This is a genomic window from Neisseria brasiliensis, assembly GCF_009671065.1.
GTDB classification, from domain to species: domain Bacteria; phylum Pseudomonadota; class Gammaproteobacteria; order Burkholderiales; family Neisseriaceae; genus Neisseria; species Neisseria brasiliensis.
On sequence record NZ_CP046027.1, the window covers coordinates 2,443,469 to 2,467,802 of the forward strand.

The following is a 24,334-nucleotide window of genomic DNA, read 5'->3' on the forward strand; positions in this document are numbered from 1 at the left end:
TTGTTGCCAAGCCGTTTAAGGATTATCGAAATTTAACCGGAAAGCTGTTAAAATACCGTTTTCATCCCATCGGCTGCCATGATGACTAATCCGAAAATTCAAGCCAACACGCGTTATGCGTTTGTGTGTATTGCGTTGATGATGTTGACGTTTTTGGTGTTTGTCGTGTTAATGGTTGCGCCTTTGGGCTTGAGCATGAATCATCAAATTATGGCCATGCGCGTTTCGTTGTATGCGCTGGTGCTGTTTGCTGTTTTGGGCGGCATTTTTTCCATCAGAGTGGCTATGCTGCGTAAAAACAGTACGAAAGTAATCAAATGAGCGAACACCAAATCCCCGAAGAAATCCGCCTGCAAAACGGCCGCGTCGCCCTGACTTTGGTTTACAATGGCGAACACAAAAGCCTGCCGGCCGAATTTTTGCGCGTGTATTCACCCAGCGCTGAAGTGCGCGGCCATGCGCCGGGGCAGGAAGTTTTACAAACAGGCAAAGCCGATGTCACCATTATGGGCTTGGAGCCGGTCGGCCAGTATGCACTGAAAATCACTTTTTCAGACGGCCACGACAGTGGTTTGTATGATTGGCCGTATTTACACAAATTGGCCTACCAATATGATGAAATGTGGGCCGATTACTTGCGCCGCATTGAATTGGCAGGTGCATCACGTATTCCGACAGCCGAAGATTTGGCGGCGCAAGCCAAAGCCGGTCATTCTTGTGGCGGCGGCAGCTGCGGTTGCAGCCATTAAGCAGAGACACAACCTATTCCATTGAAGAAAGCAGATTATGAGCGACCACAAAACCCACTTCGGTTTTTCAACCGTCGATGAAGATGAAAAAGCCGGCAAAGTTGCCGAAGTGTTCCACTCGGTAGCGAAAAACTACGACATCATGAATGACGTGATGTCGGGCGGTTTGCACCGTGTGTGGAAGCATTTCACCATCAATACCGCGCGTTTGAAAAAAGGCGATAAAGTGTTGGACATCGCCGGTGGTACAGGCGACTTGTCGCGCGGTTGGGCAAAACGCGTGGGTAAAGAAGGCGAAGTGTGGCTGACCGACATCAATTCATCAATGCTCACCGTTGGTCGCGACCGTTTGCTCAACGAAGGTTTGATTTTGCCGGTATCGCTGGCCGATGCGGAAAAATTGCCGTTTCCGGATAACTATTTCAACTTAGTTTCGGTGGCGTTTGGTTTGCGCAACATGACACACAAAGATGCCGCATTGAAAGAAATGTACCGTGTATTGAAACCGGGCGGCACGCTGCTGGTATTGGAATTTTCTAAAGTTTACAAGCCATTATCCGGCGCATACGATTTATATTCGTTTAAATTGCTGCCGGTGATGGGCAAGCTGATTGCCAAAGATGCTGACAGCTACCAATACTTAGCCGAATCCATCCGCATGCACCCTGATCAAGAAACGCTGAAGCAAATGATGCTGGAAGCCGGCTTCGATAGCGTGGATTACCACAACATGAGCGCGGGCATTGTGGCCTTGCATAAAGGTGTGAAGTTTTAATTTTAGGTTGGTGTGAACCAATCAATAAAGGCCGTCTGAATTTCAGACGGCCTTTATTGATCTTACTTATTCTTTCGGCTCAACCGTAAAAAATAATTGTTCTACCGCTAAAGCATTGCCATCGGCATCGGTTAATGCTGCATCGGCAGCGGAAAATTTAATCACGGCTAAGCTTAAGCTGCCGTTGTCGGTGAAGGCGGTATTGATGATTTGGCCGGCTTCTTCGCCACCGACTTGCACCGCAATGCCCGCCGCTTCTAATGAGTTGCCGCTCAATACGGCCAAACCGCGTTTCACTTGGCCGCGGTATTGGGCGCGCGCGATAATTTCCTGACCCGGATAGCAGCCTTTACGGAAATGAACGCCGCCGATAATGTGTTGGTTGAGCATTTGCGCCACAGCGGTTTCTTTGGTGGCGGCAGAAATCCAAGCGTAGCCGCTGCAGATTTCGTGCAGATTCCAAGCATTCTCTGCGGCTGCGTCGTGTGGTGGTAATTGTTCTGCCAAACCGACTTTCAGACGGCCTGTGTGCGGCAGATGAATGCACCAAACATCGTTTTGGTTTTCAGCGGCAAAAGCCAAGCTCGGCTCGGCGGCAATCACGGCTTTGGCATCATCAGCCAATTCTCCGACCACGGCAAAATCGGCCAAGGGCTCAAACACCACTTTGGCGCGAAGCACATACATGCGCAATTTTTTAATAATCGGTTCAATCAAATCCTGCGCCATCACCAGCAGCAAATCATCGCCGCGGTTGAGCACGATCATATTGGCTAATACGCGGCCTTTGGCTGTGTTGTAAGTGGCGTAACAGGCTTGGCCGGTGGCTAGGTTTTGAATGTCGTTTGACAATTGATTGTGTAAAAAATCGGCTCGGTCGTCACCGCTGACACGGACAACGCCGAAGAAAGGCAGGCGGGTTTGCATGGTGGGGATTCCTTGATAACAGTCAGAAATAAGGTTTGCAATGGGGATGATATGGGGTCGTTATCATCAAAATAAAGACCAAATCTCTCAGGCCGTCTGAATATTTGCTGATGTTTTCAGACGGCCTGAAATTATTATTTCGCCTGAACTGCTGAAACCTTGATTTCGACTTTCCATTCTGGTTTGGCCAGTTTGGCTTCTACGCAGGCGCGGGCAGGGGAATGCTTGGGATCAACCCATGCATCCCAAGCTTCATTCATTGCGGCGTAGTCGGCCATATCGGTCAGATAAATGGTGGCTTCGACAATATGTTGTTTGCTGGAGCCGCATTGTTGTAACCATGAGTCAATTTGCGCCAACACATCGGCGGTCTGCGTTTTCGCATCGGCTTGTTCGGTGTTTTCAGGCACCATGCCGGATAGGAACACGAAGCCATTGGCTACGGTGGCTTCGGATAGGCGGGCGTGTTGGCCGAAATATTCAATGCTCATGTCGGAACTCCTGATTTTAAAAGTGATGTATGATATAGTAAACAAAGTTTCACCGAAGGTCGGCACAAGGCTGGCGCTTCTTAAAAATTTAAGTCACTATAATATCAACATCCGCAAAATTCAAATTTCAGGGGCAAAAATGAACGACATTATTCCTACCCAAACACCAGCCAACGACAACCGCCGAACTTATATGATGGTGATTTACGGCCTGTATGCGTTGACCATTTTCACCGCATTTTCATGCATCATCGGCGTGATTCTGGCTTATGTAAAGCGCGACGACATGCGCGGCACGGTTTACGAGCATCACATCAGCTACCTGATCAAAACATTTTGGGTATGCGTGATTTGCTATATTATCGGCGCGGCGACGATGTCTATTGGCATCGGTTTGGTGTTCTTATTTATCGTGAGCTTGTGGTTTATTTACCGCGTGGTTGCCGGCTTTGTGAAACTGTATGACGGCAAGCCGGTCTCACCTGACGGCTGGTTATAAATCTACATTTAATCCGCTTATTTTTCAGACGGCCTTTATTTGATTAAAGGCCGTTTGAAGTTTGTTTTAGCCCTTTGAATGAGAAAGAAAATATGCATTATCTTGTTGCCAGTATTGTGTGCAGCGTGTTGGTGTCGGTGTTGCTGAAGGTAGCGCGCAAACAGAAAATCAAAATCGAGCAAGCAGTGGCTGTGAATTATATTGTGGCGATTACGCTGACGATGATGGTGTTGAAGCCGGATTTGAGCAATCTGGCAGGCTTTTTGCCGACGTGGTGGCTGTTTGCCGCATTGGGCGTGTTGCTGCCGAGCGTATTTGTGATTATGGGTAAGGCGGTGGAAAGTGTCGGCATCGTCAAATCGGATGCGGCGCAGCGGCTGTCGCTGTTCTTGCCGATTGTCGCGTCATTTGCCATTTTTGGCGAACAATTGACCGAAGGCCGTCTGATTGGTATTGCGTTGGCGTTTGTGGCGCTGTTTTGTTTGTTGTGGAAAGCGGATGGCAGCAAAAAATCGGGTAGCATCACCACGCAAATCAGTTTGCTGATGGGTGTTTGGGCGGGCTACGGTGTGATCGATATTTTGTTCAAACAAGTGGCCAAAAGCGGCACAGCGTTTGCCGGTAATTTATTGGTGGCGTTTTGCCTGGCGGCCATTTTGATGTTTGCTTATCTGTTTTCCAAAGGCACCAAATGGACCAAAGAAGGCATCATCGGTGGCGTCTTGCTCGGCGGCTTGAACTTTTTAAACATCGTCACCTACATCAGCGCGCACCAAGCCATGAGCGATAACCCGACGCTGGTTTTCGCGGGCATGAACATGGGCGTGATTGTGTTGGGCACTTTAGTCGGTGCGTGGATATTCAAAGAAAAAATCAGCAGCATCAACGCCGCCGGCATCAGCGTAGCTTTGGTGGCGATTGCGTGTTTGTTTTATTGGGAACAGATTCGCGGGTTTGTCGGTATGTAAGTTGAGAGTAATTTAATCTTTAAAGGCTGAGACCTTTGCAAAACCCTAGATTTGAGTACAGTTCAAAGTTGTAGCAGCGCAGAAAGTGCAGACATATCATCAAGATAGGCAAGCTTTCGAGCCGCGCGCAACGAAGAAATGTGCCAAAGATAGGGATTTTGTGAAGGTATCAGGCCGTCTGAAATTTCAGACGGCCTTTGTTTATGTAAGGAATTTGTTTATTTATGTTTATTCATGTATGATTGAAAAAATTGATGTTGACGATAGCCGGTGCTTTCGCCCGGCTTTTTTTGCGTTTGTTCTTTAAGCATAAATAAAAGTTGCTTGACTACGCGAAGCGGCAAAACGTTTTCACAAATTAATCAATAATGGAGTGTGTATGTCTGGCATGTTTTTCATTCAGTTTGCCATTGTGCTGCTGTGTATTTTAATCGGCGCAAGGCTGGGTGGTATCGGCTTGGGTGTGATGGGCGGTATCGGTTTGGCGGTGTTGGCATTTGGTTTCGGCATGGAGCCGACCAGCCCGCCGATTGATGTGATGCTGATGATTATGGCGGTGGTGTCGGCGGCGGCGGCGATGCAGGCCAGTGGTGGTTTGGATTACATGATTAAAATAGCCACGCGCGTGCTGCATAAAAATCCGAAATACATCACCTTTATCGCGCCGATGGTGACGTGGACGTTTACCGTATTGGCAGGCACCGGCCATGTGGCTTATTCGGTGTTGCCGGTGATTGCTGAAGTAAGCCGCCGCAACGGCATCCGACCATCGCGCCCGTTGACCATGGCAGTGATTGCGTCGCAGTTTGCCATTGTGGCCAGCCCGATTGCGGCGGCCGTGGTGGCAACGGTGACTTATTTGGAACCGCAAAACATCACCATGACCGACGTCTTGAAAGTCACCATGCCGGCAACCCTGTTGGGCATTGGCTTGGCTTGCGTGTTCGTCAATAAATTGGGTAAAGATTTAAAAGACGATCCGCATTATCAAGCTTTGTTGCAAGACCCGAATTATGTGAACGCCCATGCGGTAGATGAATCTGAGCGTGAGACGTTCAACGTCAGCCCGCAGGCAAAATTATCGGTAGGGATTTTCTTATTGGCAGCGGTGTTGGTGGTGATAATGGGTGCGTTGCCGGAATTGCGTCCGGTATTTGGCGAAGAAGCCAAGCCGATGGGCATGGCGCACACGATTGAAATTGTGATGCTGGCGGCAGCCGCGTTTATTATTTTGTTGTGCAAACCGAATGGCGACGACATCACACGCGGTTCGGTATTCCATGCCGGTATGCGCGCGGTGATTGCCGTATTCGGTGTGGCGTGGTTGGGTGATACGCTGATGCACGGTCATTTGGCGGAAGTGAAAGAAGCAGTATCACACTTGGTCGAAGCTGCGCCGTGGACATTTGCTTTTGCTTTGTTTGTGTTGTCGGTATTGGTCAACAGCCAAGGCGCGACGGTGGCGACCTTGTTCCCGATTGCGATTTCTTTGGGCATCCCAACCGAAATCATTTTGGGTACTTTCGTGGCGGTGAACGGCTATTTCTTTATCCCAAATTACGGCCCGATTATTGCCGCCATCGATTTCGACAGCACGGGCACAACCAAAATCGGCAAGTTTATTTTCAACCACAGCTTTATGATACCAGGCTTATTGAGCATGGCATTTTCTTTGGGCTTTGGTTTGTTGTTTGCCAAAATGTTTCTTTGATTAAATATAAACAAAATGCCGTCTGAAATTTCAGACGGCATTTTATATTTGTGAATCAGTTGCAATATTTGCTGATGTCGGCATCGTAGCGTTGCTTCAATGCTTCACGATTATTGGCGCGGGCAGATTCGGCATAGTCGCGATTGAGACGGGCAGCTTTGCAGTTGTCGTCTTTCATCGATTGGTTGTCTTCGGCGATTTTTTGGTTTTGTGCTTCGATCTGCTTATTGGCTTCGGTGATTCGTTGATTGAGCTGATTTTGCTGCTCGGCAATCGAGCCTTCGCTTGGAGCCGGAGCCGCTGCTTTAACCGGCTGGTAAACCGTGTGTGTGCGCACATTCATGGTGTTGCTGCGCGCCGGTTGCAGACGATGCGGCACATCGGAATAAGTGGTGGTGCCGTTGGTGTTGCGCCATGTGTACACGCTGTTGGCTGAAGCGGTGGCAGCAGTGAAGGACAAGCAAAGGGTCAGCAGGGTGTATGTTAGAGTCGTTTTCATAGGGTTTTCCGAGTAAAAGGGTATTTTGTGTTGTTTTCGATATTTTACTTGGTTTTTAAGCGGCATGTCATAAAAATCAGCGAAAATTTAGTAGGGAATAAGCTTCTTGCGCAGCAAATAGATTAAATTGTAAAAAATTAGTGCAAATAAGCAAGTGATTCTGTTAAGTAGATTCTTTACATGTTATAATGCCGTGCATCTTGCACAAACTGAAAGCCTGAGCATCATGCGTATCGTAGAAAAAGCCTATACTTTTGACGACGTTTTATTGGTTCCTGCACACTCAACCGTGCTGCCGCGCGACGTTAAACTTCAAACCAAACTCACCCGCGAAATCACGCTCAATATTCCTTTACTTTCCGCTGCGATGGATACTGTAACCGAAGCCAAGCTGGCCATTTCAATGGCGCAGGAAGGCGGTATCGGTATTATCCATAAAAACATGACGCCGGAGCTGCAAGCGCGTGCGGTGTCGAAAGTGAAGCGCCATGAAAGCGGTATCGTGAAAGATCCGGTAACCGTGGCGCCGGATGTATTGATTGGCGATTTGCTGAAACAACGTGCCGAACGCAAACGCAAAATGTCGGGCTTGCCAGTGGTGGAAAACGGCAAAGTGGTTGGCATTGTGACCAACCGTGATTTGCGTTTTGAAGAGCGTTTGGATTTGCCGGTATCGGCCATCATGACCCCGCGCGATCGTTTGGTTACCGTAGCCGAAGGCACCAGCATTGAAGAAGCGCGCGAATTAATGCATCAGCATAAAGTTGAGCGTGTTTTGGTGTTGAACGAGCAAGACGAACTTAAAGGCTTGATTACGGTTAAAGATATTCTGAAAAACACCGAATTCCCAAATGCCAACAAAGATTCCGAAGGCCGTCTGCGTGTCGGCGCAGCGGTAGGCACCGGCGGCGATACCGAAGCGCGTGTCAAAGCTTTGGTCGAAGCCGGTGTCGACGTAATTGTGGTTGACACTGCCCACGGCCACAGCCAAGGCGTGATTGAACGCGTGCGCTGGGTGAAAGAAAACTATCCGCAAGTGCAGGTGATTGGCGGCAATATTGCCACTGCCCAAGCAGCGTTGGATTTGGTGGCTGCCGGTGCGGACGCGGTGAAAGTGGGTATCGGCCCGGGTTCGATTTGTACCACCCGTATCGTGGCCGGTGTTGGTGTACCGCAATTGACTGCCGTGCACAATGTTTCCGAAGCCTTAAAAGGCACGGGCGTACCACTGATTGCTGACGGCGGTATCCGTTTCTCAGGCGATATTTCCAAAGCCTTGGCCGCAGGTGCCTACAGCGTGATGCTGGGCGGTATGTTTGCCGGTACCGAAGAAGCGCCGGGCGAAATCGAACTCTACCAAGGCCGCTCATACAAATCTTACCGCGGCATGGGTTCGCTGGGCGCGATGAGCCAAGGATCTGCCGACCGCTATTTCCAAGACAAAACCGACAGCACCGACAAATACGTGCCGGAAGGCATTGAAGGCCGTGTGCCGTACAAAGGCCCGATTGTGAACATCATCCATCAATTGATGGGCGGTTTGCGCTCGAGCATGGGTTATTTGGGTTGCGCCAGCATTAATGAAATGCACGAGAAAGCCGAATTCGTGGAAATCACTTCCGCCGGTATGAGCGAATCACACGTTCACGATGTGCAAATCACTAAAGAAGCACCGAATTACCATCGTTAATTTGTTAATTTGAATCAAGGCCGTTTGAAAAGTTTTCTGTATAATGCTTTTCAGACGGCCTTTTGCACAATATCTGTCTTTTCCAGCTATCAGGCCGTCTGAAAAACTGTTAAACTATACCGGTTTGATTGAGTCGGTTTGATAAACGAATAAACCGATGCTAAAAGATTCATGAAAATCTGCTGCTGATTGGTTCAGACGGCCTTTAATGAGGCGGTCTGAAACATCTGCAGCTTTTCAAAAGCCGATTTTTCCCTTCCCTTTATTTGGAGAATGTTCATGAGCGCAATCGTTGATATTTTTGCCCGCGAAATCTTGGACTCACGCGGTAATCCTACCGTTGAGTGTGATGTGTTGTTGGAATCAGGCGTAATGGGTCGTGCTGCCGTGCCAAGTGGTGCGTCAACCGGCCAAAAAGAAGCACTGGAATTGCGTGACGGCGATAAAAGCCGTTATTTGGGCAAAGGTGTGTTGACTGCGGTTGAGCATGTCAATAACGAAATCGCCCAAGCTTTGATTGGTGTGGATGCCAGCGAGCAATCTTACATCGACCAAATCATGTTGGAATTAGACGGCACCGACAACAAAGGCCGTTTGGGTGCAAATGCGACTTTGGCCGTGTCTATGGCGGTTGCCCGCGCTGCGGCTGAAGATGCAGGCTTGCCACTGTACCGTTACTTGGGCGGTGCCGGTCCGATGGCTTTGCCAGTACCGATGATGAACGTCATCAACGGCGGCGAACACGCCAACAATAGCTTGAATATTCAAGAATTCATGATTATGCCGGTGGGCGCGAAATCATTCCGTGAAGCTTTGCGTTGCGGTGCGGAAATTTTCCACGCGCTGAAAAAATTGTGCGACAGCAAAGGCTTCCCGACTACCGTCGGTGACGAAGGCGGTTTTGCCCCTAACCTGAACAGCCACGAAGAAGCACTGCAATTGATGGTAGAAGCTACCGAAGCCGCAGGCTACAAAGCCGGTGAAGATGTATTGTTTGCCTTGGATTGCGCATCAAGCGAATTCTACAAAGACGGCCAATACCACTTGGAAGCCGAAGGCAAAGCCTACAGCAGCGAAGAATTTGCTAACTACTTGGCTGACTTGGTGGCCAAATACCCAATCATCTCTATCGAAGACGGTATGGATGAAAACGACTGGGACGGCTGGAGACTACTCACCGACAAATTGGGCGGTAAAGTACAATTGGTCGGCGACGATTTGTTCGTGACCAATCCGAAAATCTTGGCCGAAGGCATTGAAAAAGGCGTGGCCAACGCATTGTTGGTGAAAGTAAACCAAATCGGTACTTTGAGTGAAACCTTGCAAGCCGTTGATTTGGCCAAACGCAACCGTTACGCCAGCGTGATGAGCCACCGCTCGGGCGAAACCGAAGACAGCACCATTGCCGACTTGGCCGTGGCAACCAACTGCATGCAGATCAAAACCGGTTCATTGAGCCGCTCTGACCGCATGGCGAAATACAACCAATTGCTGCGTATTGAAGAAGAATTGGCCGAAGCCGCTTACTACCCGGGCAAAGCCGCCTTCTACCAATTGGGCAAATAAGAATAGGAAGTATGTTGCATGAAGTGGGTGACCATCGTTTTATCCATCGCACTGGTATGGTTTCAGTATAGCCTGTGGTTCGGTAAGGGCAGCTGGGGGCATGCGGATGAGTTGAAGGAACAGCTTGCAGTGCAGGAAGAAAAAAACCAAACGCTCACTTTGCGCAATAATTTCTTAGCGGCGGAAGTGGACGATTTGGCCAACGGCCAAGAAGCCATTTCCGAAATTGCCCGCGTGGAATTGGGCTATGTGCAAGATGGTGAAACTTATTACCGTTTTATCGAGCGCAGCCGTTAAGAAATTTATTTTCTCAATTAAAGGCCGTCTGAATATTCAGACGGCCTTCGTCTTTTTGAATAATTCATTTATAAAACGAATAAATATTTTCTATTAATATCATATCGTTTTCTCCATGCTTTTACAGTTTGCTTGGTTTGATATAAATCAAATCAGGCATATAATGGCATAATTCTTTCGGCTTATCCTTGGCTAAACTTTAGTGATCGATGGCCGTTGTTTTCAACTCGGGAATTTTTATGCCGCGAATGCGTTCCGACAATCTGCTGCGCAGCCTGCTTATGCCTTACCGCCGCCGCTTGTGGCTGCCGGTGGTTTTGGCATGCGTATCGGTGGCTTTGCTGATTGTGCAAAGCGCATTATTGGCGCACTTGTTTGCCGATTGGCTCAATGCCGTGGTGGCGGGTGCAGCGGTTAACCGTGATGTGTTGGTGCGTATTTTGCCGTGGCTGATGGCTTGTTTGCTGCTGCGGCCATTGTTGAATTTAGGCAAAGAGAGGTTGCTGCAAAACATCAGTTTGGATGCGCGCAGCAGCTTGCGGGCAAAATTATTAGATGCGCTGGCGACGCTAGGGCCGGCACGGCATCGCTACGGCAATGACGGCGCATTGAGCACGCAGGTGTTAGAGCAGGTCGATGCGCTCGATGGCTACATCAGCCGCTTTTATGTGCAAAGTCTGGTGGCAGTGATCACGCCATTGGCGATTGTGGCGGCGGTATTTTTTCACAGCAAATTGGCGGCCGGGCTTTTACTGCTCACCGCGCCGCTGGTGCCGCTGTTTATGATTTTGGTCGGCAGCATGGCGGCGGATAAAAACCGTGAACAGTTGGATGTATTGGCGCAATTTGGCGGGCGTTTTTTGGATTTGGTGCGCGGTATGCCGACACTCAGGCGTTTGCGAGCGACGGATTGGGCACAAAAGCAGGTGGCGCAATCGGCTTCGCGCTATCAGCGTAAAACTATGGGCGTGTTGGCATTGGCGTTTTTATCGGGCGCAGTATTGGAATTGTTTGCTTCGCTGGCGATTGCGCTGGTGGCGGTGTATCTCGGCTTGGGGCTGATCGGCGTGTTGCCGTGGGCGCAAGGTGTGGTGCCGGTGCCGTATGAAAGTGCATTATTTATTTTGTTGTTGGCGCCGGAATTTTATCTGCCTTTGCGCCAACTGGGCAGCGATTACCATGCCAAAGCGCAAGCACAAGCCGCGGCGGAAGCCTTGCAACCTTTATTGGCACACGCCGAGACAAATGATTTTTCAGACGGCCTATCAAATGACATTACTGCCCATCATGCGCCGCAAATTTTGTTGAACAAGGTCAGCATAAGCGATGGCGAACGGCAACGCTTGGCCGAATTTTCGCTGCATATTCCGTCTGCCACGCGTATCGGCATTGGTGGCGAAAGTGGCATCGGGAAATCGAGTTTGTTGCAAGCCTTGCTTGGTTTTGCGGATTATCAGGGTGAGATTTTGGTTAATGGCAAAAACCATCGCGACCACATTGCCCAACTGCGGCAGCAAACCGCTTATCTGGCACAATCGGCGACGTTGATGCGCGGCAGTATCCGCCATAATTTGCGCTTGGCTAAGTCTGATGCCGATGAATTAGAGATGCAGCATGTTTTGAAGCAAGCCGGCCTGTGGGACGTGGTTGCCCGATTGCCGCAAGCTTTGGATACGCCGCTGGGTGAGCGCGGACGTGGTTTGTCGGGCGGGCAGCAGCAGCGGCTTTCGTTGGCGCAATTATTGCTGCGCGATTGCGGCTTGTGGCTGCTGGACGAACCTTGCGCCCATTTGGACGCGCAAACTGCCGCTGAAATTTATGCCTTGCTTGACACACTTAGCCGCGGCAAGACTGTGCTGCTGGTAAGCCATGATTGGCAGGAAATCGACTGGTTGGATCAAACGGTGATTTTGGAGGCGCAGCATGGAAAAGCATAAATTCCGTTTGCACGAATTGTGGCGGTCGCAAGCCGAAAAATGGTTGCTGGCATGGGCTTTGGGCGCGGCAACTTTATTGGCAACCGTTGCCTTGCTGGCGGTTTCTGGCTGGTTTATCAGCGCGGCGGCGGCGGCCGGTTTGGCTGCGATGGCAACGGCTTACACCTTCGACTATTTCCGCCCCGGCGCCATTATCCGCGCTTTGGCAATTATCCGCACTGCCGGCCGTTACGGTGAACGCTTGGCTTCGCACAATGCCGTGTTGGCGCTGCTGCGCGATTTGCGTATCTGCCTGTTTGCAAACTTGACCCACGCTTGGGATAAGGCCAATGTTTCGGCGCAAATCATGCACCGGCTGACCGGCGACATTGATTTGCTCGACAATCTGCCGCTGCGCTTTTTCATGCCGTGGTTGTGGGCTTTGCTGCTTCAGACGGCCTTTTTATTGTGGCTGGCTTTTGTCGCGCCAAGTTTGGCGATTGCGGTTGCTTTGCCTTTGTTGCTGGCCGGAATCGTGTTGCCTGCCTTGGCTGCCGTTCACGGCAAAAAGCTGGCGCGCGAAGATGCCGACCAAGCCGAAGCCCGCCGTACTTTGCTGCTCGAGCCTTTGCAGATGCTGACATCGCTGCTGCTGTGGCGGTGCTGGGCGGATTGCCGCCGCGAGTTTATCGCCGCCGATGAAGCCTACGGCCAATTGAAGCGCCGCCAACAAGCTTTGGCTTCATTGTATGGCTGGTTGCAACAATGTTTGCTGGCGGTGGTGGTTGGGCTGATGATTTGGCAGGCCTTGCCCTTATTGCAAGCGCAGGATTTGAGCGTGCCGGTATTGCTGGCGATGGTGTTGGCGGTGTTCGGCTTGAACGAAGTATTATCGCCTCTGACGGCGCAATTTATGGCTTACGGTTTTGCCGCCGCCGCCCGCGACCGCTTGAACGAATTAACCATGCCGTCTGAAACGGTTTTCGACATTCAAAATCACGATCTTCAGACGGCCTTGAATGATATTAGCCACATTAGCGTTCAAAATCTTTACGCCCGATACACCGGTGCATTAAACGGCGCGGAAAAGGTTTCTTTTACGCTGACAACAGGCGAAGCGCTGATTATCCGCGGCAAATCCGGCTGCGGTAAATCGACTTTGCTGGACGTGTTGGCTGGAGAGTTGGCGGCGCAATCAGGCCGTCTGAACATGAGCGGGCGGGAATACGATTTTGCGGCGGTGAACTATTTGGCGCAGCAAGTCGATATTTTCGATATGAGCCTGGCCGACAACCTGCGCTTGGGCGATGACAAAATCAGCGATGAAGACTTATGGCGCGTGTTGGCACAAGTGGCGCTGGCCGATTGGGCAAGGGCGCAGCCGCAGGGTTTGCAAACGCCTTTGGGCGAATACGGCGCGGCGGTGTCAGGCGGGCAGGCGAGACGAATTGCCTTGGCGCGTTTGCTGCTGCGGCCAAAACCTGTTTTGCTGTTGGACGAGCCGTTTGCCGGATTAGACGAAGCCACACGCGGGCAGATTTGGCAGACGTTGCGTGAAGCGCAAGCCGATGGCTTTTTGATTGCCGCCAGCCATCATTTGCCCAAGGATTCGGATGACCAGATTTTAGAGATAAATAGCTAATCATTGTTTAGACGGCCTCAATGACAAGGCCGTCTGAAACCAAAATTAGAAAAACAGATGATTAATGAATACGTTACCCACACATTTTCTTGATGATTAACACCGCATATTTATAAGGAGTATTTCGTATGGATGTGATTGAGCTCTCGCGGCTACAATTTGCTGTAACGGCGTTATATCACTTTCTCTTCGTGCCGCTCACACTGGGCTTATCGTGGATTTTGGTGATTATGGAAGCCGTGTATGTGATGACGGGCAAGGTGATTTACCGCGACATGACCCAGTTTTGGGGCAAGTTGTTTGGCATTAACTTTGCCCTAGGTGTCACCACCGGCATTACCATGGAATTTCAGTTTGGCACCAACTGGTCGTATTATTCGCACTATGTCGGCGATATTTTCGGCGCGCCGTTGGCTTTGGAAGGCTTGATGGCGTTCTTTATGGAAGCAACGTTGGTCGGCCTGTTTTTCTTCGGCTGGCAACGCATGACCCGCCGCCAGCATTTGTTGGTGACCATGTTTATGGCGCTGGGCACCAATCTTTCCGCTTTGTGGATTTTGGTGGCCAATGGTTGGATGCAGAATCCCGTCGGCGCGGTATTCAATCTGGAAACCATGCGCATGGAGATGACCAGCTTTGTCGATGTGTTTTTCAATCCGGAAGCGCAAAACAAATTCGTGCATACGGTATCGGCAGGTTATGTCACCGGCTCGATGTTTGTGCTGTCGGTGTCAAGCTGGTATCTGCTGCGTAAGAAAGACATTGAGTTTGCCAAGAAGAGCTTCCGCATCGCGGCGGCATTCGGCATGGCATCGATTTTGTCGGTTATCGTGTTGGGCGACGAATCGGGCTACAGCATCGGCCATGCGCAGAAAACCAAGATGGCGGCATTGGAAGCGATGTGGGAAACCGAGCCAGCACCGGCGTCGTTTAACCTGATTGCTATTCCTAATGAGCAAGAAATGAAAAACGATTTTGCCGTGCATATCCCTTATGTGATGGGCATCATCGGCACGCGTTCGCTGGATAAGGAAATTCCGGGCATTAAAGACATCGTGGCGGAAAACCGCCAGCGCATCGAATCGGGGCAGCAAGCCGTGACCGCATTGGAAACGCTGCGTCAAAACCGCGATGATGCCGCCGCGCGTGATGTGTTTGAGCAGCACCAAGACAATCTCGGCTTCGGTTTGCTGTTGAAGCAATACACCGACAATGTGGCCGCCGCCACGCCGGAAATGAAAGACCAAGCCGCGCGTGAGACCATTCCGAAAGTGGTGCCGCTGTTTTGGAGCTTCCGCGTGATGGTGTTCAGCGGCGTGGTGATGCTGCTGGTATTCGGCTTGAGCTTCTGGCATTCGGTGAAAAACACGTTTGCCCACAAAAAATGGCTGCTGCGCTTGGCGGTGATTTCGCTGCCGCTGCCGTGGATTGCGATTGAAGCGGGCTGGCTGTTGGCCGAATACGGCCGCCAACCGTGGACGATTTACGGTGTGCTGCCGACGCATTTGTCGGCATCGTCATTATCGGTGACATCGCTGTATGGTTCGCTGGCGGGCTTTATCGCGTTTTACACCGTATTGCTGGTGGTGGAAGTGTATTTGATGCGCAAATACATCAGCCAAGGGCCGGGTTCGCTCGGCACAGGCCGCTACGACAATGAAGCGCATTAAGGAGACAGAGAATGGATATTGTCAATTTCTTTGATTACGCCAGCCTGAAATTTGTTTGGTGGCTCTTGATTGGTTTTCTGATTGCCGGTTTTGCCGTGATGGACGGCCACGACATGGGCATCTGCACGCTGCTGCCGTTTGTCGCCAAAACCGATGAAGAACGCCGCGTGGTGGTGAACACCATCGGTGCAACATGGGAAGGTAACCAAACATGGCTGATTACCGGCGCGGGCGCGATTTTTGCCGCGTGGCCGATTATTTACGCCACCGCGTTTTCCGGTTTCTACTGGGCGATGCTGGCGGTGTTGTGGGCGATGTTTTTCCGGCCGGTCGGCTTCAAATACCGCAGCTTGGTGAAAAATCCGACATGGCGCAAAACATGGGACTGGGGCTTGTTTGTCGGCTCGTTTGTTCCGGCTTTGTTGTTCGGCGTGGCGTTGGGCAACGTGATTCAGGGTGTGCCGTTTCACTTTGACGACACCATGCGCTCGTTTTACACCGGCTCGTTTTGGGCATTGCTGAACCCGTTTGCCTTATTGTGCGGCTTGGTGTCTGTGGCGATGCTGGTGTTGCACGGCGCGATTTTCCTGATGAACAAAACCGAAGGCGTGGTTTATCAGCGCACGCGCAAAGTGTTGCTGCCTGCTTTAATCGCTACACTATTATTATTCAGCATCGGCGGCTGGTGGGTGGCCACGGGTGTGGAGGGCTATGTTGTGACTGCCGGCACACTCAGCCCCGATACGCTGCCAAACCCTTTGGGTAAAGAAGTGACCCAACAAACCGGCGCTTGGCTCAATAATTATCAGCAATATCCGCTGACCATGCTGGTGCCGCTGATTGCCTACGCCGGATTCATCATCGGCACATTGCTGGCACGCATGGATAAAATGGGTGCGGCGTTTTTCTTCTCCGCCTTGGGTGTGATTGGTGTCATCGGCACATTCGGCGTGTCGCTGTTCCCATTCATCATGCCGAGCAGCAGCGATTTACGCTCGAGCTTGACCGTATGGGATGCGACTTCCAGCCACCTGACTTTGGTGGTGATGCTGTTTTCTACCGCAATCATGATGCCGATTATCTTGGCCTACACATCGTGGGCGTATAAGGTAATGAGCGGCAAAGTGACGGTGGAAGACATCCGCGAAAACGATCACAGCGCGTATTAACACGATTCAGACGGCATATTGATTTTGAGGCCGTCTGAAAGAAGAAAGGAACCAACAATGTGGTATTTTGCATGGATTTTGGGCTTGGGCTTTGCCGTGTTGCTCGCCATCATGAATGCAATGTGGGGCGAATTTGAGCAAGACCGCGATAAGCTGTTTGCCAAAGAAGATGAGGCCGTCTGAAAACGGGTTCATCCGTATCAACTAAGTTAGCAAAATGCCGTCTGAAATATGTTTTCATACGTTTCAGACGGCATTTTCTTTATCGCTTATAATGAGGCTGTCTGAAAGAAAATCCTGCTTAAAATGAACACCTATCCCTTAGCCCAAACGCTCGAAATCATCGCCAACGCCCCAGAAGCTTTGTTGTATCTTTCTGCCACAAATTGCGGCGTGTGCCATGCGATAAAACCGCGCGTGCAGACTTTGGCGGAAAAGCATGCGCTGACGGCTTTGGAAATCAATTTGAGCGAGCAAACCGAAGCAGCAGCCGTGTTTGAAGTGTTAACCATTCCGGCGGTGTTGCTGTATGCGCATGGTAAGGAATACCACCGCCAAGCAAGATTTATCGATTTGCAAGCGTTTGAACAGCAAATTAAGCAGCCGCCACTTGAGCATACGGATTATGCGGAAATCTTTAAATAGGCTGTCTGAAAAAAACTGCCAGATTGAAAACCGCCGTTCCATCCCTATCTTTATCATCTATCAAACCCTTACCCGATGAGCTGTTCCGTGAGCGAAACCCAAGACTTCAATTTAGATTTATTCCTAAAAAACCTGCCCAATTTACCGGGCGTGTACCGCATGTTTGATGCAGAAAACAATGTATTGTATGTCGGTAAAGCGGTGAATTTGAAGCGCAGGGTGTCGAGCTATTTCCAAAAAAACGATTTATCGCCACGCATACGTTTGATGGTGAAACAGGTTCACCACATCGAAACCACGGTCACGCGCAATGAAACTGAAGCCTTGATTTTGGAAAACAATTTTATCAAGGCTTTGTCGCCGAAATACAATATTTTGTTTCGCGACGATAAAAGCTATCCGTATTTGATGTTCAGCGGGCATGAGTTTCCGCAGATGGCGTATTACCGCGGCACCTTGAAAAAGCCGAATCAGTATTTCGGCCCGTATCCCAACGGCTATGCCGTGCGCGACAGTATTCAGATTTTGCAGAAAGTATTCAAGCTGCGCACTTGTGAAGACAGCGTATTTGAGCATCGCGAGCGCGCCTGCCTGCTTTATCAGATTAAACGTTGCTCGGGGCCTTGTGTCGGCCATATTTCGCAGGAAGATTATCGTGCCGATGTCAATCAGGCGGCCACGTTTTTGAATGGCAAAACCGACGAGCTCACCCAAGTTTTGCACCATAAAATGAACCGCGCGGCCGATATGCTAAATTTTGAAGAAGCGGCCAAATATCGCGACCAGATTCAGGCTTTGGGTGTGATTCAGAGCCGTCAGTATATCGACAGCAAAAATCCGAATAATCCCAACGACATCGATTTACTCGCCGCCGTGGTTTCAGACGGCCTCGTGTGCATCCATTGGGTAAGCGTGCGTGGCGGGCGGCATGTCGGCGATAAAAGCTTCTTCCCCGATGTGCGCCACGATCCGGATCCCAATATGCAGGATTACGCCGAAGCCTTTGTCGCGCAACATTATTTGGGTAAAGACAAGCCCGACATCATTATCAGCAATTTCACCTTACCCGAAAGCCTGCAACAAGCCTTGATTGACGAGCAGGGCAGGCAAATTCAGTTTGTCACCAAAACCATCGGCGAGCGCAAAGTCTGGATGAAAATGGCCGAACAAAATGCGCGCATTGCCATCGGTCAGCGCCAATTGCAGCAAAGTAGCCAGCAAAACCGCATCGAAGAATTGGCCAAAGTGTTGAACATGGATTCAGACGGCCTCAAACGCCTAGAATGCTTCGACATCAGCCATATGCAGGGCGAGGCAACCATCGCGTCCTGCGTGGTGTATGACGAACAGGCCATGCAGTCGAGCCAATACCGCCGCTACAACATCACTACCGCCAAAGCGGGTGACGATTACGCCGCCATGCGTGAAGTATTGACCCGCCGCTACGGCAAAATGCAGCAGGCTGAAGCCAACGGCGAAGCCGTGAAATGGCCGGATGCCGTGTTGATTGACGGCGGCAAAGGCCAAATCGGCGTGGCTGTGAGCGTGTGGGAAGAATTGGGCTTGACCATTCCGCTGATCGGCATTGCCAAAGGCCCCGAGCGCAAAGCCGGTTTGGAAGAGTTGATTTTACCGTTTACCGGCGAAGTGTTCCGCCTGCCGCCGAACAGCCCGGCGCTGCACCTGCTGCAAACCGTGCGCGACGAATCGCACCGCTTTGCCATCACCGGCCACCGTAAAAAACGCGACAAAGCACGCGTTACCTCATCGCTGACCGACATCCCCGGCGTAGGCAGCAAACGCCGCAAAGCCTTGCTTACCCGCTTCGGCGGCCTACGCGGCGTGGCCGCAGCAAGTAAGGAAGATTTGGCGCAAGTGGAAGGCATCAGCAGTGCCTTGGCCGAGAAGATTTATGAGCATTTGCATTAGTGGATTTAAGAAGGTTGGATGTAAGTATCTGAGCTACGATTGTTGTGATATGTGGGAATAAACAAAGCCGTCTGAAAAGTTTTAAGAAAACGGATTTCAGACGGCCTTGTTATTTATTATAAAATTTATACTAACGGTAGGTCGGATACTTGTATCCGACATTCTAAAAATGCTTCTTTCCTTACTGACAATCGGCTCGCCGCCTTGACGGCCTAGTAGCTTTAAGAGTGTCGGATACAAGTATCCGACCTACGCTTGCTAAGACGATTTACGGCCTTTCCCCAGATATTCCATCAAGAGGCCGATAACAAACAGACCGGCAACGATACTGCTGATAATCGGATAGAAGGCAAATCCTACGGCAAACATTACCAATATGAGTAGGACTGCAAAAGCCAGCCCCAACATGCCGAAAATATCATCGATAAATGCGACTAATTCTTTAGGCAACTTGAATGTGGACATGGTTAGCCCCGAAAAAATATTTAGTTTACAGGGACTTTAACCTATGTCATCTAATTTGACAATCGCTATTACCGTCGGTGCCAGCGTAGTAAACATCGTCCGATTCGTATCCGACATTCTAAAAATGCCGTCTGAAAGATGATAAAACTTTTCAGACGGCATACAAGCTTATCCCTTACTTTTCGCCGCAATCATCGCACGCAAATTGGCCAAATGGCTTTTGCCTTCTTCTTTGCTGACAATCGGCTCGCCGCCTTGGCGGCCTAAAATTTTCAAATCTTCCTGTGGCATTTCGTCGATAAACCGGCTGGGCTCGGGAAATTGCCATGTGCCTTGCCGCTTGCGTTTGATGCAGTGGGTTAGGGTTAATTGGCGTTTGGCGCGGGTGATGCCAACATACATCAGGCGGCGTTCTTCTTCGACGTTGCTTTTTTCGATGCTGTCGGCGTGGGGCAAAATACCTTCTTCGCAGCCGACTAAAAACACATACGGATATTCCAAGCCCTTGGATGCGTGCAGGGTGGAGAGTTTGACTGCGTCGTTTTCTTCTTCATCTTTGCCTTCCAGCAGCGTCATCAGCGCGATGGTTTGCGCGATTTCGATGATGTTTTTGCCGTCTTCATCGCCTTTGCGTTGCAGCCATGAGGTTAAATCGGTGACGTTGCGCCATTTGATTTCTCCGGCTTTGCCTTCTTCGCTGATGAGCAGATGGTTTTCATAGCCGATTTCTTCCAGCAGGCTGGTGATGAATTCGCCTGCATCGGCCACTTCGGCGCGGTTGCGGTAGGCTTCCATCATGTGCATAAATGCTTGTAAATGCTCGCGGTTGGCGGTGTTGAGCAGGGCTAAGGCTGCTTCGGTTTGGGCGGCTTCGTATAGGCTGCACTCGTGTTCGTGGGCGTAGGTGTTGAGTTTGCCCAGCGTCACGTCGCCGATGCCGCGTTTGGGTGTGGTCACGGCGCGTAAAAAGGCGGGGTCGTCGGCCGGATTGGCAATCAGGCGGATGTAGGCCAATACGTCTTTAATCTCGGCTTTGTCGAAAAAGCTTTGCCCGCCGGAAAGCTGATAGGGTACGCGCGCGCTGCGTAGGGCTTCTTCAAACACACGCGCTTGATGGTTGCCGCGATAAAGCACGGCAAAATCGGCATATTTGGCTTTGTCGCCCGCCACGACTTTTTGTTTGACGATTTGGCTGACCACCCATTCGGCTTCGTGCTGCTCGTTTTGACACGCCACCACTTTCACCACTTCGCCCATGCCGAATTGCGACCATAAGGTTTTTTGGAACAATTTCGGATTGTTTTCAATCACTTTGTTGGCGATTTTTAGAATCCGCGCGGTGGAGCGATAATTTTGCTCAAGTTTAATCACCTTCATTTGCGGATAATCCTGCTGCATTTGGCGCAGGTTTTCCATGTTGGCGCCACGCCAAGCGTAAATCGATTGGTCGTCATCGCCCACCGCGGTGAACATGCCTTCCGCGCCGGTAAGCAGCTTCATCAGCGTGAATTGGCAGGTGTTGGTATCTTGGCATTCATCGACCAACAAATAGCGCAAACGCAGCTGCCATTTGTGGCGCACTTCGCTGTTTTGCTGCAACAAAAGCGTGGGCAGGCGGATCAGGTCGTCAAAATCCACCGCCTGATAGCTTTCCAAAGTGGCTTGATAACCGGCATAAATTTGCGCGGTTTGCTTTTCCCATTCATTTGAGGCCGTCTGAAACGCGATTTCAGGTGTTTGTAGATTGTTTTTCCATAGTGAGATTTGGTGCTGCACCTTGAACACGGCTTCTTTGCCCGTGCCGCCCAACAGCTCGCCGATGATTTTGGCGCTGTCGGTGCCGTCTAAGATGGAAAAGTTTTTTTTGTAGCCGATTTGCGCGGCTTCTTCACGCAAAATTCGCATGCCTAAAGAGTGAAAGGTACAAATCGTCAGCCCGCGCGTTTTCGATTTGGGCAGCATTTTCGCCACGCGTTCCTGCATTTCCTTCGCCGCCTTGTTGGTAAAGGTAATCGCTGCCACCTGATGGCCGGCATAACCGATGTTAACCAGCAAGTGCTTGATTTTTTGCGTAATCACACCGGTTTTGCCGCTGCCGGCTCCGGCCAGAACCAAAAGCGGCCCGCCCAAATAATTTACAGCGGCTTGTTGTTGGGGATTGAGTTTCATAAGACGATAGGGGAAATGTGTTGGAACAGGATTATAACATTCGGCAAAGGGTAAGGCCGTCTGAAAAGCAGATTCACTTTTCAGACGGCCTGTTTCAGTTTCAGCTTCATTTAATGGAGAATCAAACCAAACCTTTTTTCTCCAGATAGCTTTCGTAGTCGCCCAAGTAATGCTCGTAGCCGCCTTTGCCGTCGAGCTCGATGATTTGGGTGGCGAGCGATGAAACAAACTGACGGTCGTGCGAAACGAAAATCAGCGTGCCGTTGTATTTTTCCAGCGCCATGTTGAGCGATTCAATGCTTTCCATGTCCATGTGGTTGGTCGGCTCGTCCATCACCAGCACGTTCGGTTTCAACAGCAATAATTTGCCGTAGAGCATGCGGCCTTTCTCTCCGCCGGACAATACTTTGACTTTTTTCACCACATCGTTGCTGCCGAAGAGCAGGCGGCCGAGTGTGCCGCGGATCACTTGCTCATCGTCGCCTTCTTGACCCCATTGCCGCATCCATTCGCTCAAGTCCATATCGACGTCGAAGTCGTTTTCATGGTCTTGCGGATAGTAGCCGACATGTGCTTTTTCAGCCCATTTGATGGTGCCTTCGTCTTGGGTGAGGCCGTCTGAATATTCGGCGTTGTAGGCACCGGCCAATAATTTCAGCAAAGTGGACTTACCGGCACCGTTGGGGCCGATAATCGCCAGGCGTTGGCCGGCCTCCAAGATGAAGTTGAGGTTTTTGAACAACTGGGTTTCAAAGCGCTTGGCCAGTTTTTCCACTTCCACGGCCTGACGGTGCAGCTTGGCTTTTTCGTCGGCTTCAAAACGGATATACGGGTTTTGGCGGGTAGAAGGTTTGACTTCGACCATTTCCGATTTGATTTTGTCGGCCTGTTTCAAGCGGCTGGTGGCTTGGCGGGCTTTGGATTTGTTGGCCGAGAAACGCGCCACGAATTCTTGCAGTTCCTGCAGTTTTTCTCTGGCTTTGGCGTTGTCTTTCAGCGCGCGCTCGCGGGATTGTGCTGAAGCGAGCATGTAATCGTCGTAGTTGCCCGGATAGATGGTGATGGTGTTGTAGTCCAAGTCGGCCATGTGGGTGCACACTTCGTTCAAAAAGTGACGGTCGTGCGAGATGATGATCATGGTCGAATCGTATTCGTTCAATACGCCTTCCAACCAGCGGATGGTGTTGATGTCCAAGTTGTTGGTCGGCTCGTCAAGCAGCAACACGTCGGGCTTGGAAAACAATGCCTGCGCCAGCAACACGCGCAATTTGAAGCCCGGAGCAACTTCGCTCATTTGCGCATTGTGCAAATCTTCAGAAATGCCCACGCCGCTCAACAATTCGGCGGCGCGCGCTTCGGCGGTGTAGCCGTCGTATTCGGCAAACTTGGCTTCCAAATCGGCCGCGCGCATATAGTCGTCTTCAGTGGCTTCCATGTTGGCGTAAATCGCGTCGCGTTCGGTCATGGCCGCCCACATTTCGGTGTGCCCCATCAACACCACATCCAACACGCGCATATCTTCGTAAGCAAACTGGTCTTGTTTCAGCTTACCCAAGCGCACGCCGTTTTCAATCGCCACTTCACCGGCAGTCTGCTCCAAATCGCCGCCCAGAATTTTCATAAACGTGGATTTGCCCGAGCCGTTGGCGCCGATCAAACCGTAGCGGTTGCCTTCGCCGAATTTGACAGACACGTTTTCAAACAGCGGCTTTGCGCCAAACTGCATGGTAATGCCGTTGGTAGAAATCATTCTTTGTAAAACCTTTATAAATAGAGTGTTATAATCGGGCGAAATTGTAGCATATTTTATAGAGGCCGTCTGAAAAGGAAACGCGTTGGAAACCGAAAAAATCTATTACGCCGTGATTATTCTGATTTGCGCGGCATCGATGCTGCTCAGCCCGTTTTTCTATATCCGCCGCACGCGCAATGCCGCCGAAGTGCGCCAGCAGCCGCAACGCTGGATGCCGATTATCATCGCCAACCTGATTATGATTGCTGCGCTGGTGTTTATTTGGTGGAAATGGTTTTAGCCAACTTATTTTTACACAAACCGGCGTTTTACCCTAACGTGAATTCATTACAATAGCTTGAATTGATTTCAACCGGATGACCCACATGAACAAAACCGTTTTACTCACCTTAGCCTTGCTCGCTTCCACAGCTGCCCAAGCAGCAACCATTTACGAATGCACCGACCGCTCAGGCCGCAAGGTTTATAGCCAAGACGGCGGCAAAAACTGCAAAGCCAGCAATATCGGCCGCCCATCGGTATACACTTCAGCACCTGTTTATCAAACTGCCGCCCCAGTCGCCATCAGCGAAAGCATGCCGCAAGCAAATACATCTGCTGATTTGGAAGCGGCACAACGCGAATTGCAGCAGGCGCAGCACGCTTTGGAAGAAGGCAAAAAAGTGCGCTTGGGCAATGAACGCAATTACGCCAAGTATTTAGAGCGTGTGCAGGGGTTGGAAAACAATGTCAAAGCGGCGCAAGACAAGGTGCAAGCCGCTGAGCGTGGTGAATCGCAACAATTGTTGCGTTAAGTTTGATTGA

The 24,334-nt window shown here is 50.6% G+C and carries 24 protein-coding genes; 18 read left to right on the plus strand and 6 right to left on the minus strand.

The window, feature by feature from the left end; all coding sequences use genetic code 11:
- Positions 1 to 81: 81 nt before the first annotated feature.
- The 3 genes from GJV52_RS12185 to ubiE are packed head-to-tail and all read left to right on the plus strand — an operon-like array spanning position 82 to position 1,524.
- Entirely contained in the window at positions 82 to 321 is a 240-nt protein-coding gene (locus GJV52_RS12185) for a cytochrome b6 (protein WP_229437043.1), read from the plus strand.
- Positions 318 to 749, plus strand: a complete 432-nt coding sequence (locus tag GJV52_RS12190) for a gamma-butyrobetaine hydroxylase-like domain-containing protein (RefSeq protein WP_095502594.1) — start codon at positions 318 to 320, stop codon at positions 747 to 749. The genes GJV52_RS12185 and GJV52_RS12190 overlap by 4 nt, the downstream gene beginning before the upstream one ends.
- A gap of 37 nt (positions 750 to 786) precedes the next feature.
- Positions 787 to 1,524 carry a bifunctional demethylmenaquinone methyltransferase/2-methoxy-6-polyprenyl-1,4-benzoquinol methylase UbiE gene (ubiE, locus tag GJV52_RS12195; RefSeq protein ID WP_095502595.1) on the plus strand — a complete coding sequence of 246 codons (738 nt, stop codon included), beginning with the start codon at positions 787 to 789 and terminating at the stop codon, positions 1,522 to 1,524.
- A gap of 66 nt (positions 1,525 to 1,590) precedes the next feature.
- Here the strand turns inward: ubiE and ygfZ are convergent, their stop codons facing one another.
- Together ygfZ and GJV52_RS12205 are read right to left on the minus strand one after the other, a co-directional pair.
- Positions 1,591 to 2,451 carry a CAF17-like 4Fe-4S cluster assembly/insertion protein YgfZ gene (gene ygfZ / locus GJV52_RS12200; RefSeq protein ID WP_095503117.1) on the minus strand — a complete coding sequence of 287 codons (861 nt, stop codon included), beginning with the start codon at positions 2,449 to 2,451 and terminating at the stop codon, positions 1,591 to 1,593.
- 134 nt (positions 2,452 to 2,585) lie between these two features.
- Positions 2,586 to 2,942, minus strand: coding sequence for a RidA family protein (locus GJV52_RS12205; protein ID WP_095503116.1), 357 nt, complete (start codon positions 2,940 to 2,942; stop codon positions 2,586 to 2,588).
- Positions 2,943 to 3,081: 139 nt separating this feature from the next.
- Between GJV52_RS12205 and GJV52_RS12210 the strand changes: the two genes are divergently transcribed.
- The 3 genes from GJV52_RS12210 (at position 3,082) to GJV52_RS12220 (ending at position 6,120) form a co-directional block, all read left to right on the plus strand.
- Positions 3,082 to 3,441: a DUF4870 family protein gene (locus tag GJV52_RS12210; RefSeq protein WP_100562976.1), complete on the plus strand. Its 360-nt coding sequence runs from the start codon at positions 3,082 to 3,084 to the stop codon at positions 3,439 to 3,441.
- 92 nt (positions 3,442 to 3,533) lie between these two features.
- Positions 3,534 to 4,409, plus strand: coding sequence for a DMT family transporter (locus tag GJV52_RS12215; RefSeq protein ID WP_100562975.1), 876 nt, complete (start codon positions 3,534 to 3,536; stop codon positions 4,407 to 4,409).
- Between the two features lie 388 nt (positions 4,410 to 4,797).
- On the plus strand, positions 4,798 to 6,120 hold the full coding sequence (locus GJV52_RS12220; protein ID WP_198511392.1) for an anaerobic C4-dicarboxylate transporter: 1,323 nt from the start codon (positions 4,798 to 4,800) through the stop codon (positions 6,118 to 6,120).
- A 55-nt stretch (positions 6,121 to 6,175) separates the two neighbouring features.
- On the opposite strand, the gene GJV52_RS12225 is transcribed toward GJV52_RS12220, so the two are convergent.
- Entirely contained in the window at positions 6,176 to 6,619 is a 444-nt protein-coding gene (locus GJV52_RS12225; protein WP_095503114.1) for a DUF4124 domain-containing protein, read from the minus strand.
- 226 nt (positions 6,620 to 6,845) lie between these two features.
- Here GJV52_RS12225 and guaB point away from each other — a divergent pair, with 226 nt between their 5' ends.
- From guaB to uvrC, 10 genes are all read left to right on the plus strand, one after another.
- Positions 6,846 to 8,309 carry an IMP dehydrogenase gene (guaB, locus tag GJV52_RS12230; protein ID WP_095503113.1) on the plus strand — a complete coding sequence of 488 codons (1,464 nt, stop codon included), beginning with the start codon at positions 6,846 to 6,848 and terminating at the stop codon, positions 8,307 to 8,309.
- Between the two features lie 279 nt (positions 8,310 to 8,588).
- The gene (gene eno / locus GJV52_RS12235; RefSeq protein WP_095503118.1) at positions 8,589 to 9,875 is read left to right on the plus strand and encodes a phosphopyruvate hydratase; all 1,287 of its coding nucleotides are present in this window, start codon (positions 8,589 to 8,591) and stop codon (positions 9,873 to 9,875) included.
- A gap of 18 nt (positions 9,876 to 9,893) precedes the next feature.
- Positions 9,894 to 10,172: a cell division protein FtsB gene (gene ftsB, locus GJV52_RS12240; protein WP_095503112.1), complete on the plus strand. Its 279-nt coding sequence runs from the start codon at positions 9,894 to 9,896 to the stop codon at positions 10,170 to 10,172.
- 239 nt (positions 10,173 to 10,411) lie between these two features.
- Positions 10,412 to 12,109, plus strand: a complete 1,698-nt coding sequence (gene cydD, locus GJV52_RS12245; RefSeq protein WP_095502046.1) for a thiol reductant ABC exporter subunit CydD — start codon at positions 10,412 to 10,414, stop codon at positions 12,107 to 12,109.
- Complete coding sequence (gene cydC / locus GJV52_RS12250; RefSeq protein ID WP_100562959.1) at positions 12,096 to 13,730, plus strand: thiol reductant ABC exporter subunit CydC; 1,635 nt, start codon at positions 12,096 to 12,098, stop codon at positions 13,728 to 13,730. The genes cydD and cydC overlap by 14 nt, the downstream gene beginning before the upstream one ends.
- A gap of 128 nt (positions 13,731 to 13,858) precedes the next feature.
- Positions 13,859 to 15,400, plus strand: coding sequence for a cytochrome ubiquinol oxidase subunit I (locus GJV52_RS12255; protein ID WP_095502018.1), 1,542 nt, complete (start codon positions 13,859 to 13,861; stop codon positions 15,398 to 15,400).
- Positions 15,401 to 15,411: 11 nt separating this feature from the next.
- A complete protein-coding gene (gene cydB / locus GJV52_RS12260) occupies positions 15,412 to 16,569 on the plus strand; it encodes a cytochrome d ubiquinol oxidase subunit II (RefSeq protein WP_095502019.1) in 1,158 nt (385 codons plus the stop codon).
- Positions 16,570 to 16,626: 57 nt separating this feature from the next.
- On the plus strand, positions 16,627 to 16,752 hold the full coding sequence (cydX, locus tag GJV52_RS12265; protein ID WP_096295327.1) for a cytochrome bd-I oxidase subunit CydX: 126 nt from the start codon (positions 16,627 to 16,629) through the stop codon (positions 16,750 to 16,752).
- 123 nt (positions 16,753 to 16,875) lie between these two features.
- Positions 16,876 to 17,214, plus strand: coding sequence for a thioredoxin family protein (locus GJV52_RS12270; protein WP_100562958.1), 339 nt, complete (start codon positions 16,876 to 16,878; stop codon positions 17,212 to 17,214).
- Between the two features lie 75 nt (positions 17,215 to 17,289).
- Positions 17,290 to 19,143 (plus strand): excinuclease ABC subunit UvrC, encoded by a 1,854-nt coding sequence (uvrC, locus tag GJV52_RS12275; RefSeq protein WP_100562957.1) that lies wholly within the window; start codon positions 17,290 to 17,292, stop codon positions 19,141 to 19,143.
- A 258-nt stretch (positions 19,144 to 19,401) separates the two neighbouring features.
- Here uvrC and GJV52_RS12280 read toward each other — a convergent pair whose 3' ends face one another.
- The 3 genes from GJV52_RS12280 to GJV52_RS12290 all read right to left on the minus strand — a co-directional run bounded on the left by GJV52_RS12280 (position 19,402) and on the right by GJV52_RS12290 (position 23,527).
- On the minus strand, positions 19,402 to 19,608 hold the full coding sequence (locus GJV52_RS12280; protein WP_095502023.1) for a hypothetical protein: 207 nt from the start codon (positions 19,606 to 19,608) through the stop codon (positions 19,402 to 19,404).
- 168 nt (positions 19,609 to 19,776) lie between these two features.
- Entirely contained in the window at positions 19,777 to 21,777 is a 2,001-nt protein-coding gene (gene rep, locus GJV52_RS12285) for a DNA helicase Rep (protein ID WP_100562956.1), read from the minus strand.
- Between the two features lie 121 nt (positions 21,778 to 21,898).
- The gene (locus tag GJV52_RS12290; protein WP_095502025.1) at positions 21,899 to 23,527 is read right to left on the minus strand and encodes an ABC-F family ATPase; all 1,629 of its coding nucleotides are present in this window, start codon (positions 23,525 to 23,527) and stop codon (positions 21,899 to 21,901) included.
- 85 nt (positions 23,528 to 23,612) lie between these two features.
- On the opposite strand from GJV52_RS12290, the gene GJV52_RS12295 reads away from it, so the two are divergent.
- Together GJV52_RS12295 and GJV52_RS12300 are read left to right on the plus strand one after the other, a co-directional pair.
- On the plus strand, positions 23,613 to 23,810 hold the full coding sequence (locus GJV52_RS12295) for a hypothetical protein (protein WP_095502026.1): 198 nt from the start codon (positions 23,613 to 23,615) through the stop codon (positions 23,808 to 23,810).
- 85 nt (positions 23,811 to 23,895) lie between these two features.
- Entirely contained in the window at positions 23,896 to 24,324 is a 429-nt protein-coding gene (locus tag GJV52_RS12300; protein WP_100562954.1) for a DUF4124 domain-containing protein, read from the plus strand.
- Positions 24,325 to 24,334: the final 10 nt, after the last annotated feature.